Source organism: Sphingomonas sp. LC-1 (genome assembly GCF_025371035.1).
GTDB classification, from domain to species: Bacteria; Pseudomonadota; Alphaproteobacteria; order Sphingomonadales; family Sphingomonadaceae; genus Sphingomonas; species Sphingomonas sanguinis_E.
In genome coordinates this window covers 145898-160955 of sequence record NZ_JANZXB010000005.1, presented here as the reverse complement: position 1 = coordinate 160955, position 15058 = coordinate 145898, and the positions used below count along the sequence as shown (strand labels likewise).

The 15058-nt window shown below is 63.1% G+C and carries 11 protein-coding genes; 4 read left to right on the top strand and 7 right to left on the bottom strand.

Features of this window, described 5'->3' with window-relative positions:
* Positions 1-67: 67 nt before the first annotated feature.
* Positions 68-601: a hypothetical protein gene (locus NZL82_RS09340; protein WP_261269485.1), complete on the top strand. Its 534-nt coding sequence runs from the start codon at positions 68-70 to the stop codon at positions 599-601.
* A gap of 221 nt (positions 602-822) precedes the next feature.
* Here NZL82_RS09340 and NZL82_RS09335 read toward each other — a convergent pair whose 3' ends face one another.
* From NZL82_RS09335 to NZL82_RS09320, 4 genes are read right to left on the bottom strand one after another with little or no spacing between them, the layout of a single operon-like run.
* Positions 823-1383, bottom strand: a complete 561-nt coding sequence (locus NZL82_RS09335) for a class I SAM-dependent methyltransferase (RefSeq protein ID WP_261269484.1) — start codon at positions 1381-1383, stop codon at positions 823-825.
* Between the two features lie 14 nt (positions 1384-1397).
* Positions 1398-2048 carry a PIG-L deacetylase family protein gene (locus NZL82_RS09330; RefSeq protein WP_261269483.1) on the bottom strand — a complete coding sequence of 217 codons (651 nt, stop codon included), beginning with the start codon at positions 2046-2048 and terminating at the stop codon, positions 1398-1400.
* A complete protein-coding gene (locus tag NZL82_RS09325) occupies positions 2045-3049 on the bottom strand; it encodes an acyl-CoA dehydrogenase family protein (protein ID WP_261269482.1) in 1005 nt (334 codons plus the stop codon). Before NZL82_RS09325 ends, NZL82_RS09330 begins: the two co-directional genes overlap by 4 nt.
* The gene (locus tag NZL82_RS09320) at positions 3031-4077 is read right to left on the bottom strand and encodes a glycosyltransferase family 2 protein (protein WP_261269481.1); all 1047 of its coding nucleotides are present in this window, start codon (positions 4075-4077) and stop codon (positions 3031-3033) included. Before NZL82_RS09320 ends, NZL82_RS09325 begins: the two co-directional genes overlap by 19 nt.
* 178 nt (positions 4078-4255) lie before the next feature.
* Here NZL82_RS09320 and NZL82_RS09315 point away from each other — a divergent pair, with 178 nt between their 5' ends.
* Positions 4256-6433: a catalase gene (locus tag NZL82_RS09315; RefSeq protein WP_261269480.1), complete on the top strand. Its 2178-nt coding sequence runs from the start codon at positions 4256-4258 to the stop codon at positions 6431-6433.
* Between the two features lie 52 nt (positions 6434-6485).
* Here the strand turns inward: NZL82_RS09315 and NZL82_RS09310 are convergent, their stop codons facing one another.
* Together NZL82_RS09310 and manD are read right to left on the bottom strand one after the other, a co-directional pair.
* The gene (locus tag NZL82_RS09310; protein ID WP_261269479.1) at positions 6486-7805 is read right to left on the bottom strand and encodes an MFS transporter; all 1320 of its coding nucleotides are present in this window, start codon (positions 7803-7805) and stop codon (positions 6486-6488) included.
* A 1-nt stretch (position 7806) separates the two neighbouring features.
* Positions 7807-9018: a D-mannonate dehydratase ManD gene (manD, locus tag NZL82_RS09305; RefSeq protein WP_261269478.1), complete on the bottom strand. Its 1212-nt coding sequence runs from the start codon at positions 9016-9018 to the stop codon at positions 7807-7809.
* A 264-nt stretch (positions 9019-9282) separates the two neighbouring features.
* Between manD and NZL82_RS09300 the strand changes: the two genes are divergently transcribed.
* The gene (locus NZL82_RS09300; protein WP_261269477.1) at positions 9283-11376 is read left to right on the top strand and encodes an alpha-glucuronidase family glycosyl hydrolase; all 2094 of its coding nucleotides are present in this window, start codon (positions 9283-9285) and stop codon (positions 11374-11376) included.
* A 275-nt stretch (positions 11377-11651) separates the two neighbouring features.
* On the opposite strand, the gene NZL82_RS09295 is transcribed toward NZL82_RS09300, so the two are convergent.
* Complete coding sequence (locus NZL82_RS09295) at positions 11652-11834, bottom strand: hypothetical protein (protein WP_261269476.1); 183 nt, start codon at positions 11832-11834, stop codon at positions 11652-11654.
* 56 nt (positions 11835-11890) lie between these two features.
* On the opposite strand from NZL82_RS09295, the gene NZL82_RS09290 reads away from it, so the two are divergent.
* Entirely contained in the window at positions 11891-15037 is a 3147-nt protein-coding gene (locus NZL82_RS09290; protein WP_261269475.1) for a TonB-dependent receptor, read from the top strand.
* Positions 15038-15058: the final 21 nt, after the last annotated feature.

Genomic DNA, 15058 nt, shown 5'->3' with positions numbered 1-15058 from the left:
AAAGCGTTCTCCTTGCTCGATTATCAACGTACGAGACCCAAAGCGGGTTCACGCCCGAGGAGGCATGATGGCCAGGACGCCCAAGCTGAAGGTTTTCACCACACCCATCGGTTTCCACGATGTCTATGTCGCGGCGCCAAGCCGGGCCGCCGCGCTACGCGCCTGGGGGAGCGAGCGGGACCTGTTCGCCCGCGGCCTCGCATCCGAAGTGTCGGACCCGGAGTTGATCGCGGAAGCGCTGGCCAAGCCCGGCGAGGTCATCCGTCACCTGCGCGGCTCCGAAGCGGAGCAATTCGCCGAGCTGTCGAAAATGGATAAGGATTACCCCCAAAAGGCTGATTCACCGCCGAAAAAGCCAGCGAAGCCAAAACCACGCCCAAGCCGCACGGCGGTGACGGAGGCGGAGGCCGCGCTGAACGCTGCGGAGTCCCGGCACCGAGCCGAAGATGGCGAGGCCAAGGCGCGGGTCGAGGAAGCCCAACGGCAGCGCCGAGAATTGCAACGCCGTCATGCCGCCGAACGGCGCGATTTACAGTCTGCGTTGGACGAGGCGCAGGATCGCTATGATCGGGCCGTCGAACGCTGGCGCAGCGACGCTTGAACCAATCCCGGTTTGCGCATCCTAGCGTGACGGCGTCCGAAACCGATGAGCGTGGCTATGGCGTTTGCGCTCTGCTTTCCGACCAGCGTGTGACTCGCAGATATGGCATCGCCAAGCCCGCGATAGCGACGAAGAACGACGGTACGACAGACGGAACGCGATGCAGCCAATTATCGGGTTTGGATCCGTGTTGCAGCTCTATTCCTGTGCCAAGAGGTCGATCATTTCTTTCGGGCTACCGAAACGATCCAGCGCGCGCAGCGTCGAACGACCTTGATGCGCCAGTCGCATCCGGTCTCCTCGAGAAAGCGTTCGTGGATGCCGCGCGCGTGCTGGGCGAAATCATAATAATCGACCTGGTGGTGCGCGAGCACCAGTCGCCCGCCCGACCGCAATACCTTGCCGACACAATCCGCGACGCGCGCCATGTCCAAGGGGGACAGATAATAAAGCAACTCGGCCACAACGATCGCGTCATAGGGCCGCGCGGGAAGGCGCGCGGGCAGAGCCAGTTCGATCGCCCTCGCCCGTGGCCACGCCGCGATCGCGCTGGCGGTCAATCGCGTCCCGGCGGCAGTGCCCTCCGTCGCGTCGAGGCGAAGCACCCTGGGCGCAATGGCACGGCTGTTCGATCCATTGCCGCTCGCCAATTCGAGGACGCGCCCCATTGGGGCAGGACCGAGCGCATGGAGGATCGCCGCGCGCTTCACGGCTTCGTCGCGATTGCTGAAGGTCGACCACGGATCGCCGTCAGCCGCGAACTTCGCGGCAAAGCTGCTCAAGTCGGCCGCTTTCATCATCCAGCTACCACAAAGCGTTCGACCGGATGCGCGAAGACGGTCAGTTCATGGGGGGCGATGGCGAACCCCTGTGGGTCATCTTTGATCGCGCCCAACTGGGTACGATGGGCTCGGATCAGCGAGCGCTTTGCCGCCGCTCCGCCCGGCATCACGATGGTTCGGCAACGGCCCTGCCTATGTCGTAGCGGAGGCCAGACCTGATATGTCCAACATGATGCCGTGACCGGAATCCGGCTCAGCGCTTCTGCCACCGCCTGGTGATCGGGATGCGCGTCATGTGGTGAGGGACCGACGATCAGATCGATGCCCCGGCGTCTCGATAGCACCCGTCGAAGCTGCACTCGGCATCGGTCGAAATTGGCTGGAAGTCCACCGTCAGGCAGGTCGAGGAACGTGACGTTTCCCCGCATCACGTCCAGCCTCGCCAACGCATTCCTGCTTTCCCGTCGCCGTGCCGCGATCAGGCGGTTGCGGGGCCAGGACACGCTCGCCGGATGCGACGCGGCACCGTCACTGACGATGACGACCTGCACGTCGCTGCCCTGACGGCGCAGCGTCCGGATCAATGCCGCCGCGCCGATGATCTCGTCATCGGGATGCGGCGCGACGATCACGGCTCTGCGAACGCCCTTGATCGCCAACCTCATAGCGACGGCGCCAGCAAGCCACCCTCCACCGCCCGACCAACGCGAAGACGTTGCGCGTCCGGAACCGGCTGGCGGAGGTAGACCGCCAAGTCGCTAAGCATGGCCGACAGGGGGTGGGTGATGAACTGGCTGGCGAGACCCACGGCCTCTCGTGCGATCACGATCGACCGCTCGGCGGCGTCGGTCACGGCGAGGCGGGCTGCGGCGATCCGCGCCAACCGTGCTTCGCCCTGCTCCTCGAACCAGCGTGTCGCGGCACGACGCACCACCGCGCCCGCGCCATCGGCCAGCGCGAACAACTCGGCGAGCCGTGCCGCCTGAAAGGGATCGGACGCTCGATCGGTCCGGACGAGATGGTCGCGCACCCGGTCGGAAATCCCGGCAATGCCACCAGCATGAACCGCGACGAAGCGCAACGCGCCACCGCTGAAATAAGGCTCTTGGGCATAGACGTTCGGGATGCCGATTAGATCATCTTCGTCAGTCAGCACCCCGTCCCAGCGGACCCGATGCGTTTCGGACCGCTGCATCCCCGTCACTTGCCACCAGCCGCGATCGATCTCGGGTTCCGTTCGTGCGAGGTCGAGCAATATCAGTTGCACGCCGTCGAGAACGTCCGCCGTGACCAAGGCATGGCTCAACACGCCTGCTCCCGACGCATAGCTCTTGCCCCCCGTCAGCCGCCCGCCGTCCAGCCGAAGCGGCTCGCCGGGCAGCCCGGCATTCCAAACGCCGAGCGTTGCACCCTGTGCGACCAATTCCCGCAGTCGCTCGACTTGTTGCATTGTGCCATGGCGGCCGACGATCTGTACGGCATCGACATGCCCCTCGACCAATCGCGCGAGCGGAAGGTCGCGGCGCCCGATCTCGTAGAGCGTCCTCAACAGGGCGACATATTCCTCGGCCGTTTGCGGGTCGCGAGCGGGATTATGGGCCCAACCGGACGCCTCGATCGTATCCCGCACGAGTTGCGCCATCGCGATCATGCCGCGATCTCGCACGATTGCCTTTCCATCGCGGACAACAGATTTTCCGCTTCGGCGAGGCCGACCAGGTCGGTGTAGATGGGGGATGCGGGAACAATCCGCATCGCAAAGGCTTCGCCATTGGGACAATCGCGTGCGACGCCCAGGACATGATCCGGCGTCAGACCCAGTCGATCGCCGAGCGCCGCTCGGATGTCGGCTCGGTCGATAATCGTGAAACTCTGCCTGGCCGCTGCCTGTGCGCTCCATTGCCATGCCGCCGCCGCCGGGTGAGCGACGCGCCGATCCTCTCCGGCATCAAGGGCACGCAAGGCTCCAGCGAGACCGTTCGCCGCTCGACCCTCGCGGCGGGAGGAGGTCTCGACGACCATGGCGCGATCGCGCCGGACTCGAAGCCCCGCTCGCGCCGCATCGTCGAGGAAGGTCGCGTCCTCGGCGGTGGCCAGAGGTTTGAAACCGCCGACGGCGCGATAGGCCGAGGCGCGCATTGCCATGTTGGCGCCGCCGCCGAAGTGATGCGTGTCGCGCGCTTCCCAGGGGACGGGGTCGAGGAGACGGCGATAGCGATGCAGGCGATCATAATAACGCTCGAGCCGACCTTGCTCGGGATCGGCGAGCGCGCCGCTTCGTGTGATGCGCCCCGCGACGACATCCGCTTCCGCCAGCGCTTTCTGGCCCGCCATGATCCAATCCGGCTGCGGGATGCTGTCGGCGTCCGTCACGAACAGCAATGCTTCGCGGCCCTGTAGAGTGTCCAGCGCCATCGTCATGGCGGCATGTCGGGCGACACCGGCATTGGGGCCGCCCCTCCTTCGCCCCGCCGTCACGCACAGCCGGAACGGACGGTCCGAAGCCGCTCGATCCAGCAGCGTGGCACTGCGATCCTGACAATCGTCCAGATAGATGCAGACGGTCAGCCGCCCTCCCTCGACTACGAGTGAACTCAAGGCGCTGAGCAGGGTCGGCAGCGACGCCTCTTCATTCCGGGCCGGGATGCACAGAATGACGGGAAGGGTATCGAGCAGGTCCGTTCTCCCGAGCACCAGCGGCCGATCCGCAGGCCGACCAACCACAAACCATGTGGCTAATCATCATCAATCAATCGATTATTAGACTAATACAGGTGAAACCGACTTGATAAAAATCAATCATTTACTTGTAGGGCGATCTCGCAATCCGCGCGTTGACGATGTGATCCGATCAACAGCGAGAGACGACGATATGGCGACCAAGACCAGCAAGGGCGATGCGGGCAAGATGAAGGGCGAAAGCCCGGCCAAGGCACCGCCCCTTCCCGCAGGTGCCGAAGTGCCGACCCATTATGCCGAGCCCCAGGGTCATGGCGGCGAGACGCACCAGACGACCGACGACCCCGCCCGTACGCTGACCACGCAGCAGGGCGTACCGATCGCCGACGATCAGAACAGCCTGCGCGCAGGGGAACGCGGCCCCACGTTGCTCGAAGATTTCATCCTGCGTGAGAAAATCTTCCACTTCGACCATGAGCGAATTCCGGAGCGCGTCGTCCACGCGCGCGGCTATGGCGCGCATGGGGTCTTCGAACTGACCGACAGCCTGGCCGACTATACCCGCGCCGAGGTTCTCAGCCAAGTCGGGCAGCAGACGGAGGTGTTCGTCCGCTTCTCGACCGTGGCGGGCAACAAGGGATCGATGGACCTCGCCCGGGACGTGCGCGGCTTCGCGGTCAAGTTCTACACCAAGGAGGGCAATTGGGACATTGTCGGCAACAATATCCCGGTCTTCTTCATCCAGGACCCGATCAAGTTCCCCGACCTGGTCCACGCGGTGAAGCAGGAGCCGGACCGCGCGTTCCCGCAAGCCCAGTCGGCCCATGACAATTACTGGGACTTCGCCAGCCTGACCCCCGAAGCGTGGCATATGGTCATGTGGCAGATGTCGGACCGGACCATCCCCCGCTCGTTCCGCACGATGGAAGGCTTCGGCGTCCACAGCTTCCGACTGGTCAACGCCGAGGGGAAGTCGACGTTCGTGAAGTTCCATTGGAAGCCGCGACAGGGCTTGCAGTCGGTTCTGTGGAACGAGGCGGTCAAGATCAACGGGGCCGATCCTGACTTCCACCGTCGCGACCTGTGGCAGGCGATCGAGGCCGGCGATTTCCCGCAATGGGATTTGGGCGTGCAATTGTTCGATCAGGAGACGGCGGATCGCCTCCCCTTCGATCATCTCGATTCGACCAAGCTGATCCCTGAAGAGGATGTGCCCGTCCGCATCATCGGCACACTGACCCTCAACCGCAATGTCGACAATTTCTTCGCGGCGACGGAGCAGGTGGCTTTCTGCACGCAGAATGTGGTGCCCGGCATCGACTTCTCGGACGATCCGCTCCTGCATGGGCGTAACTTTTCCTATCTGGACACGCAGCTGAAGCGGCTGGGCGGGCCGAATTTCACGCATATCCCGGTCAATGCCCCGCGCTGCCCGGTCATGAATTTCCAGCAGGACGGCCATATGGCGATGCGCAATCCCAAGGGCCGCGCCAATTACGAGCCGAACAGCTGGGGCCCCGAAGGTGGCCCACGCGAGAACCCGACGGCCGGTTACCGCAGTTACCCGGCCGAGGTTCGGGGAACCAAGCAGCGCATCCGGGCGGAGACATTCTCCGACCATTATAGCCAGGCGCGGCAATTCTTCGTCAGCCAGTTGCCGATCGAGCAGAAGCATATCGGCGACGCCCTGGTATTCGAGCTGTCGAAGGTCGAGCGGGTCGACATCCGGGCACGCGCGGTGTCGCACCTCCGCCTGATCGACGAGGGTCTGGCGGCGACGGTGGCGGACGGGCTGGGGCTGGAACTGCCCGAGCCGGCCAAGGCGGCCAAGCCGACGCTGGACCTGTCGGCGTCGCCGAAGCTCAGCATCCTGGCCAATGGGCCGAAAAGCTTTGCGGGTCGCAAGATGGGCCTTTTGCTGACCGATGGCTCCAGCGCGGACCTGTTCAAGGGGCTGACCAAGGCGCTCGACGCCGAGGGCGGCTTGTGGGAGGTCGTCGCGCCCAAGATCGGTGGCGTGACCCTGGACGACGGGACCAAGGTCGCCGCCAAGCAGAAGATCGATGGCGGCCCCTCGGTCCTCTATGATGCGGTCGCAGTCCTGCCATCGGCGCAAGGGGCCGCGATGCTGGCGAAAGACGCCACGGCGAAGGACTTCGTGGCCGACGCCTTTGCGCATTGCAAGTTCATCGGTCACACAGCGGATGCGAACAATCTGTTCGATGCGGCCGGGGTCAAGGACCGCGATGACGGCTTCGTGCCGCTCGCCAAGTCCAAGGACGCGAAGACTTTCGTTACGCAATGCCGCGACTTACGCTTCTGGGCGCGCGAATTGGAAGTCGATCTCGATGCCGCCTCGCTAAAGGCCTGACGTCACTGCGATCCCGGTCATCGGGCCGGGATCGCATCCCATCGAAAGGACGTCACCTGTCCGCTATCTGCACATTGCGATAACGGGGGTTGAGCAGCTGGAAGACGAGCAGTGCGAAGAGGTAGGCGATGCCGCACGCGATGAAGAAAGGCTGATAGCTCCCCACGCGGTCCAGCAGAACGCCCAAAGCCTTGGACGCGATGAACCCGCCGGTCGCCCCGGCAAAGCCACCCAGGCCAATCAGCGTGCCTTGGGCGTAGCGCGGAAACTGATCACCCGGCAGCGCAAAGAGATTGGTCGAGAAGCCCTGATGCGCGGCACAGGCCAGGCCGATCATTGCCACGGCGATCCAGATGCTGCTCGCCTGTGCAGCGAACATGACCGGGAGGGCGAACAAAGCGCAGGCGAACATCGCGCGCTTGCGGGCCCACCCCGTCTCGGCCCCGCGCTTGAGCAGGCGCGACGAATACCAGCCACCGACGATCGCCCCGACATCGGCCATGATATAGATGGCGACCAGCGGCGGTCCGAAACTTTTCAGGTCATAGCCATAGCGGCTATGGAAGAAGTCCGGCAGCCAAAACAGGAACGTCCACCAAACGGGATCGATCAGGAAGCGGCCCGTCATATAGGACCAGGATTCGCGGTGGCGCATCACCGTCAGAAAGCCCGCGCGGCCCGACGTTTCGACCGGCTCGGCTTCGATCCAAGCGCGTTCCTCCGGCGTGATGCGCGGATGGGCGTGAGGGGGATGATAGAGCCGCCACCATGCCGTCAGCCAGATGAGGTTGAAGAGCCCGGTGATGATGAACGCCCAGCGCCAGTCGAGCACCATATCTGCGATGAGGAAGCCCACGAGAAGCGGCGTGACCACCGCACCGACATTGGCACCGGCGTTGAAGATGCCGATCGCCAGCGCCCGTTCCTTCTTCGGAAACCATTGCGATGCTGCGGCGAGAGCGGACGGAAATGTCCCCGCCTCGCCAAAGGCCAGCGGGATACGAGCCAGCGCGAACCCAGTGGTCGAGGTGACGAGTGTCTTGGCGAAATGCCCGACCGTCCACGCGCCCATTGCCAGCAGATAACCGGCCCGAGGCCCGATCCGGTCGATCAGCCAGCCGAACAACAGAAAGCCTAAGCCATAGGCAACCTGAAAATAGCCGGTGATGTCGCCATAGCCGCTATTAGTCCAACCGTAGAGCGCGGTCAGCTGCGGCTTGAGCACGCCCAACACTAATCTGTCGATATAGCTGAGCACGACCGCCGCGAAGAGCAGGCCGCAAATGACCCAACGGATCCGGCCGCGTGGCGGCGGAACGGCGTGAACGGCAGTTTCCGGCGCGGTCGCGGCGGCTTGGGTCAGGTCGCTCATCTTACCAACTCCACAGCGTACCATCCTCAAGCCGGTTCACCGGCAGATAGGCCCGTTTATAGGGATAGGTCGCCGCCAGTTCTTCGTCGATTGCGACACCCAGGCCGGGCGCATCGCCGGGATGCATCATGCCATCGTCGAACCGATAATGATGCGGGAAGACCGCATCGGTCTCGTCCGTGTGGGGCATATGCTCCTGAATACCGAAATTCGGCACCGACAGGCCGAAGTGAAGCGCGGCCGCCATGGTCACGGGCGACAGATCGGTTGCGCCGTGACAGCCGGTACGCACCTGATACAGGTCGGCAAGCCCCGCGATCCGCCGCAAATGGGTAATGCCCCCCGCATGGACGACCGTGGCGCGAATATAATCGATCAACTGATTTTCGATCAGATGCTTGGCGTCCCAGATCGAATTGAACACCTCCCCAACGGCGATCGGCGTCGTCGTATGCTGGCGGATCAGGCGGAAAGAGTCCTGATTTTCGGCCGGTGTGGCATCCTCGATCCAGAAGGGGCGATAGGGTTCCAGGTCTTTGCCGAGCCGCCCCGCCTCGATCGGCGTGAGGCGGTGGTGCACGTCGTGCAGCAGATGGACGTCCCACCCCAAGGCCTCACGCGCGGCGGCGAAGAGCTCCGGGACGATCCGCAGATATTTTTCCGTCGACCAGACACTCTCGCTCGGCAGATCGGCGTCGGCCGGCTCGTAGCGCTGCCCCGACTTGGCGACACCATAGGTCGACGCCAGGCCAGGCACGCCGCATTGCAGACGGATTGCGCGATACCCTTCGTCGCGGTGTCGGATCGCCGTGGCGATCGTGTCCTCGATCGTGGTGCCGTTTGCATGACAATAGACCAGGCATCCGTCACGCGCGGCCCCCCCCAGCAACTGATAGACGGGGAGGCCCGCAACCTTGCCCTTGATGTCCCACAGCGCCATGTCCACGGCCGCGATCGCCGTCATGGTCACGGGGCCGCGACGCCAATAGGCACCTTTGTAGAGATACTGCCAGATATCCTCGATCCGATGCGCGTCGCGCCCGATCAGGCAGGGTAGGACATGGTCCTCCAGATAGCTCGCCACCGCGAGTTCGCGCCCGTTGAGGGTCGCATCACCCAGCCCGAACGTACCGTCGTCGCATTCGATCTTCAGTGTGACGAAATTGCGGCCCGGCGACGTGACGATCAGGCGGGCGGCGATGATCTTGGGCATGCGGGGTCCTTTAGACGAAGTCGAAAGCAATCGATCGCGGGGCGCGATCCACCGAATTACGGGTCCAATCGGAATGAGGAGCCGATACGCGCGCAGGTTCGGGCACTACCAGCGCAACTGCCGCGTGAGGAGTATCCGGTCTGCGGGCCATGGCACCCCTCCTCTGTCCAAAGCCGTTTAATCGACTTGCCAATTGGTCTGATAGCGGTACCCTGATGGCCAAGCGCCAGCTTGTCAATTGGCGGCGCATCGGGAGAGTATGGCATGAACAGAGTGCGCATATGGCTGGGGGCTCTGTCTATCCCATTGATGACGGTGCCATTGCCCGCATCAGCGGAGGATGGTTACGCGCTTTGGCTGAAGCCAGCCGCTTCATCGGTCCGACAGATGAAGGCAAACCGGTTAGGCGACTCCGCCACGCTGATGCTCGCGGAGCGTGAACTTCGCCATGCACTCTCACCCGACGCGCCGCCGGTCGTCCTTGCTACCGCCTCAAGCCCCTCCCTCAAAATGCTAGGCCTGAAATTTAAGGGGCTGGGAGATGAAGGCTATCTCATCCGCAGCGTGACACTCGATGGGCGGAAGGTGATACTCGTTGCGGGGAATAGCGATCGGGGCGCACTTTACGGCGCGTTCGCGCTGATCCGTCACCTGAACACTGGCGGTCCCGCTGAGTCGATCGACCTGCGATCCAGCCCCAAGGTCAAACTGCGCGTCCTCAACCATTGGGACAATCTGGATGGTTCGGTCGAGCGCGGCTATGCGGGGCAGTCGCTCTGGGATTGGTGGACGCTCCCCGATTTTCGCGATCCTCGTTACACCGACTATGCGCGCGCCAATGCGTCGATCGGGATCAACGGCACGGTCCTGAACAACGTCAATGCCAAGGCCGACAGCCTGACCGCACCCTATATCGCGAAGGCGGCGGCGTTGGCCGATATATTCCGCCCCTGGGGCATTCGCGTCTATCTGTCGGTCCGGTTTTCGGCCCCGATCGAACTTGGCGGACTAAAGACAGCCGACCCGCGTGATCCCGCAGTTGCGGCATGGTGGCGGGCCAAGGCGGACGAAATCTACCGTGCCATACCCGACTTTGGCGGCTTTCTGGTCAAGGCCAATAGCGAGGGGCAGCCGGGTCCTCGCGATTATGGCGCCAGCCATGCGGATGGTGCCAACATGCTGGCCGCTGCAGTGCGCGACCATGGCGGCATCGTGATGTGGCGGGCCTTCGTCTATGCGGAAACCGATCCGGAGGATCGTGCCAAGCAAGCCTATTCCGAGTTCAAACCGCTTGATGGCAAATTCGCCGACAATGTCCTAGTACAGGTGAAGAACGGCGCGATCGACTTCCAACCTCGCGAGCCATTCCACCCGCTGTTCGGCGCGATGCCCCGCACGCCGCTGATGATCGAATTCCAGATCACCAAGGAATATCTCGGCTTCGCGACGCATCTGGCGTATCTCGGGCCGTTGTTCACCGAGGTCCTGGACGCCAGGACGGGCCACCGTCCTGGAGAGACGGTGGCCGATGTGGTCGACGGCAAGGCGGAACACCATAAGCTTACCGGTATGGCAGGCGTCGCCAATATCGGGCGCGATCGCGATTGGAGTGGATCGACCTTCAATCAGGCGAACTGGTACGCCTTTGGCCGCCTTGCCTGGGATCCTGACCTTTCTGCGGAGGCGATCGCGCGCGCCTGGGCCGCACAGACCTTCGGCCCGGACCGCCAGGTGATCGATACGGTAACCACGATGATGATGGGATCGCGTGAGGCGGTGGTGGACTATACCGGCGCCCTGGGGCTGGCGCATCTGATGGCGACCGGCCATCATTATGGTCCCGGGCCCTGGGTGTCCGAACTGGCTCGTCCGGAATGGAACCCCGTTTATTATCACCGTGCCGATGCCGCCGGGATCGGGTTCGACCGTACCGAGTCGGGCAGCAACGCCGTCGGACAATATGCCGGTCCGGTTGCCCGGACCTTTGCCAAGCCGGGAACGACGCCAGAGTCGATGCTGCTATGGTTCCATCATCTGCCGTGGACGTACCGCGTGGCGGACGGGCGGTCTCTGTGGGAGGATTTGGTGGCCCATTATGATCGCGGCGTTGCCTATGTTGCGAACATGCAGAAGCAATGGGGCGGCCTGCGGGACAAGATCGATGCCGAGCGGTGGCAGAAAACGGCGACCTATCTCGCCATCCAGAATCGTGAAGCCCAATGGTGGCGCGATGCCAGCCTGGCCTATTGGATGTCGGTCAATCACCTCCCGCTGCCAGCGGGTGTGCGCCCACCCGAGCATGATCTGGCATGGTACAAAGCACAGCAGTATCCGCATGCGCCTGGACAAGCCCATTAAGCTGTTGTGCCGATGCGGATTAAACGGCGCGATGGATAGCTGGATCGATCTCGACTGCGGCCAAAGGCGCTGCCTGGCCAATCTGGTCGGGCCGATCTGCATTCGATTTCATCACTGCCGCGGGCATCATTGAGGAAAGTGTTGCCACCTTTCGAGAATCGTGGTGGGACACGAGGCATAAGCCATGAATTTCCGTTCATCCATTCCGGCCTAACCAATTTGCATTTGACTTACTAACCAATAGGCGTATCGATAGCGCTATCAGTAAAACCGCATCAGACGGTCTTGAGAGGAAGCGGAATGGTTTCCAAGGCAATAGCGCGTCGAAGGCGATCAGGCGTGACGTCCTGTTCGGGGCTTATGGCTGCCGCCCGATCATCCTGCGAGCATCGCGCCACCCTTCGCCGTTGCTGCTCGACCGCCTGAGCGCCGCACCCCCCGACCATCTTCATCATCATTCCAATATCCTCGCATGCCGCGACGAACGGCAGCGGGTCGACAGAGAGGATTTGCCATGAGAACGACGCCCAACGTCCGCCTGCGCCGCTTCACCTTGCTGTGCGCCACGGCGGTCGGCGCGATGACCGCGTCCACGGCTCTGGCGCAGGCGGTTCCCCCGCCGCAGGAACAGGCCCCGGCCGATGGACAGGACAATGGCCCGGCGGTCAGCCCCCCGCCCCAGACCGATCAGACTCAGGGCACGACGAGCGAAGACATCGTCGTCACCGGCTATCGCTCCAGCCTTGCCAAGTCGACCAACGCCAAGCGCGCCTCGACCGGTTTCACCGACTCGATCTTCGCCGAGGATATCGGCAAGTTCCCGGACACCAACATCGCCGAGTCCTTCAACCGTATTCCGGGCGTGACGATCACGCGCGATGTGACGGGCGAAGGTACGAACGTCGCCATCCGGGGACTAGGATCGAACTTCACCAACGTCACGCTGAACGGCGCTCCGATCGCGGTGGCGTCCTCAGGCGCGACCGATGCGCAAGGCACTGACCGTTCGGTCGATCTCAGCTTCTTTCCGACCGACCTGTTCACTAAGTTGACCGTGAACAAGAGCTATACGGCCGACCTGCTCGAAGGGGGCGCCGCCGGCAACATCGACCTCCGCTCAGCCCGGCCCTTCGATCGGCAGACATCGTTCGTCGCCTATAATATCCAGGGCACGAAGCAGACGCCCGAAGACCGCATCGGCGCGCGCGGTTCGTTGATCGGAAGCTGGCGGAACGACAGCTTCGGCATTCTGGGAGGCGTATCGGCGCAGCGCATCTTTACCGATACGCGCGGGTTCGAGACGATCGGCTACACCAATCCCGCTTTGACGGCCGCCCAGTGCGGTGCGACAAGCGGCTGCAACAGCACGGGCGGCGGCAACTGGACGATCCCGGCGGTGGTCCCGCAGGGGGCCGGCGCCGGACTGGTGGCGGGCACGACGATCGACAGGGCCTTTCTGCTAGCCAATAATCCAGGCGCCACGATCCAGCAGATCGACAACGGACTGTTGCCGCGCCTGGGTCGCGTTACCAGCATTCGCGGCCCGCGTGACCGCGTGAACGCGATCGTCAGCGCCGAATATCGGCCGTCGGATACGCTGCGTTTCTATATCGACGGGCTGTACGGCTATAAGCAGAACGAACTGACGCGAGAGAATATGGCGTGGATCGTTCGCAACGGCGCGATCATCCCGACCAATCTGACGTTCGACAAGGCGGATTGCAGCGCTGGCTGTACGGTCACCGGCGGCACCTTCGCCAATGTCCAGTTCTTCAACGAATTTCGCCCCTATACCGAAACGACCCGCCTCTGGAGCGTCAATCCGGGCGGGGAATGGGAGATCAACGACAAGCTGAAGCTGAACTTCCAGGGCAATTATGCGCGCTCGACCTTCCACCGGGAAAGCCCGACCGTCGGGATGACCACGCCGCTGGGCGTCGGCAACACCGTGACCTATTCCAACAATGGCGGTATTCCGACGATCACCAGCGCGCTGGACCTGAACGACCCTAAGAATTTCGGCTGGAATGCAGGCAGCCGCGTCAATTTGCAGGACGAGCGCCGCCTGAATATCAACAAAGGTTTCCGCGGCGACCTGACCTGGGGCGACACCGCGCTCAATCTGAAGGTCGGTGGCGCTTATGACGATACGTCGCGCCGCATTCGCGGCTTCGACAACAGCCAATATTGGCAGAATGCGGTCTGCGGCAACAATCCGAATGTCGCGGTCCCCTCTCCCAATTCGCAGCCGCCCTGCACCGGCCTGAACGCCCCCGGCGCTGCGCCGGCAGGCTATCCCACCTATCCGGGATATGGCACGGGATCGACCGCGGGTATGAGCGGTCCGGTCAGCTATGGCGGATCGCTGATCCCCAACAACCTAGCGCCCACCTATCTGATGCCGGGGCCTGCCGGCTTCGTCACCGTCAACTGGCCCGCCTTCGCCGCAGCGAGCAACTACAACTATTTCCACGACAATGCGCCGGAGAGCGGCGGTGCCAATACCGGTGCCAGCGGCGGCTTCATTCGCGAAGTCGTCAAGTCGGCCTTCGCGACGATCAACGGCGCACAGGAGTTGGGCGGCAATACGCTGCGCTTCAATGTCGGCGTGCGCTACGTCAACACGATCCAGATGATTTCGGGTCGCGTCTCGCTTCCCGATCCACGCAATTCGCCGGCCGGTGGCGGATCGCTGCCCGATGGCAGCCGCTATCCGAATATCGTCAATATCGCCGAAACGCGGAACGTCTATTCCGAATGGCTGCCCGCCGCGACGTTTGCCTATGACGTCGGCGAGCATGCGGTCGTACGCGTTGCCGGGTCGCGCACCATGACCCGGCCCGATCCCTCGGCCCAGCTGCCCGGCGTCAATTTCGGCGCGCCATCGGCGGATCAGGCGTCTATCGGCAACCCGGCGCTGGCGCCCTATCTGTCGACCAATCTCGACCTCGGCTTCGAATATTATACCGGACGCGAAGGCGTCATCAGTTTCAACGCCTTCCGCAAGTCGATTGAGGGTTTCACCACCACCGCGATCAATACCGTGCCCTTCTCCAACCTGGGCCAGTACGGCATTACCTATGACACGTTGAACCCGACGCAGCAGATCGCGATCGACGCACGTGGCGGGCCCAGCCAGGCGCAGGTACAGGTGACGTCGCAGGTCAACGTGCCCAACAAGCTGACCATCAACGGCTTGGAATTCCAGTGGGTTCAGCCGCTCGACTTCCTGACCCGCGCCATCGGTATCACCGGCTTCGGCTTCAACGCCAACGCCACGATCGTCGACCAGCGGAGCGACGGACCGGCCATCGCTTTCGGTGTGGCGCCCTTCACTTACAACATCACAGGCTATTACGAGAAAAATGGCGTGATGCTGCGCGTCGCGACCACCTCGCGTCAGGGATCGCAGAACAGCGGCGCGGCCCAGAACGGCATTCCCGCCGCCGCGCTGTTCGGGACCGACTATACCACCTATGACTTCTCGTCGGCGTTCGACCTGGACAAGATCTTCGGCATTCCGGGCGCGCCGCAGCTGACCATCAACGTCGCCAACTTCACCAATGCGACGTTGCGCTCCTACTTCCAGTTCGAAAATGCGACCTTCACCCAGTATAAGCCGGGTCGCCAGTTCCTGATCGGTCTGCGCGGTACCTTCTAAGGCCGGTTCTGCTCGATCAAC

Bases quoted from the DNA above. Each gene is read 5' to 3' on its own strand.
- NZL82_RS09295 (WP_261269476.1), bottom strand. From the start codon at position 11,834: ATGATGATGAAGATGGTCGGGGGGTGCGGCGCTCAGGCGGTCGAGCAG.
- manD (WP_261269478.1), bottom strand. From the start codon at position 9,018: ATGCCCAAGATCATCGCCGCCCGCCTGATCGTCACGTCGCCGGGCCGC.
- NZL82_RS09310 (WP_261269479.1), bottom strand. From the start codon at position 7,805: ATGAGCGACCTGACCCAAGCCGCCGCGACCGCGCCGGAAACTGCCGTT.
- NZL82_RS09300 (WP_261269477.1), top strand. From the start codon at position 9,283: ATGAACAGAGTGCGCATATGGCTGGGGGCTCTGTCTATCCCATTGATG.
- NZL82_RS09315 (WP_261269480.1), top strand. From the start codon at position 4,256: ATGGCGACCAAGACCAGCAAGGGCGATGCGGGCAAGATGAAGGGCGAA.
- NZL82_RS09340 (WP_261269485.1), top strand. From the start codon at position 68: ATGGCCAGGACGCCCAAGCTGAAGGTTTTCACCACACCCATCGGTTTC.
- NZL82_RS09330 (WP_261269483.1), bottom strand. From the start codon at position 2,048: ATGAGGTTGGCGATCAAGGGCGTTCGCAGAGCCGTGATCGTCGCGCCG.
- NZL82_RS09290 (WP_261269475.1), top strand. From the start codon at position 11,891: ATGAGAACGACGCCCAACGTCCGCCTGCGCCGCTTCACCTTGCTGTGC.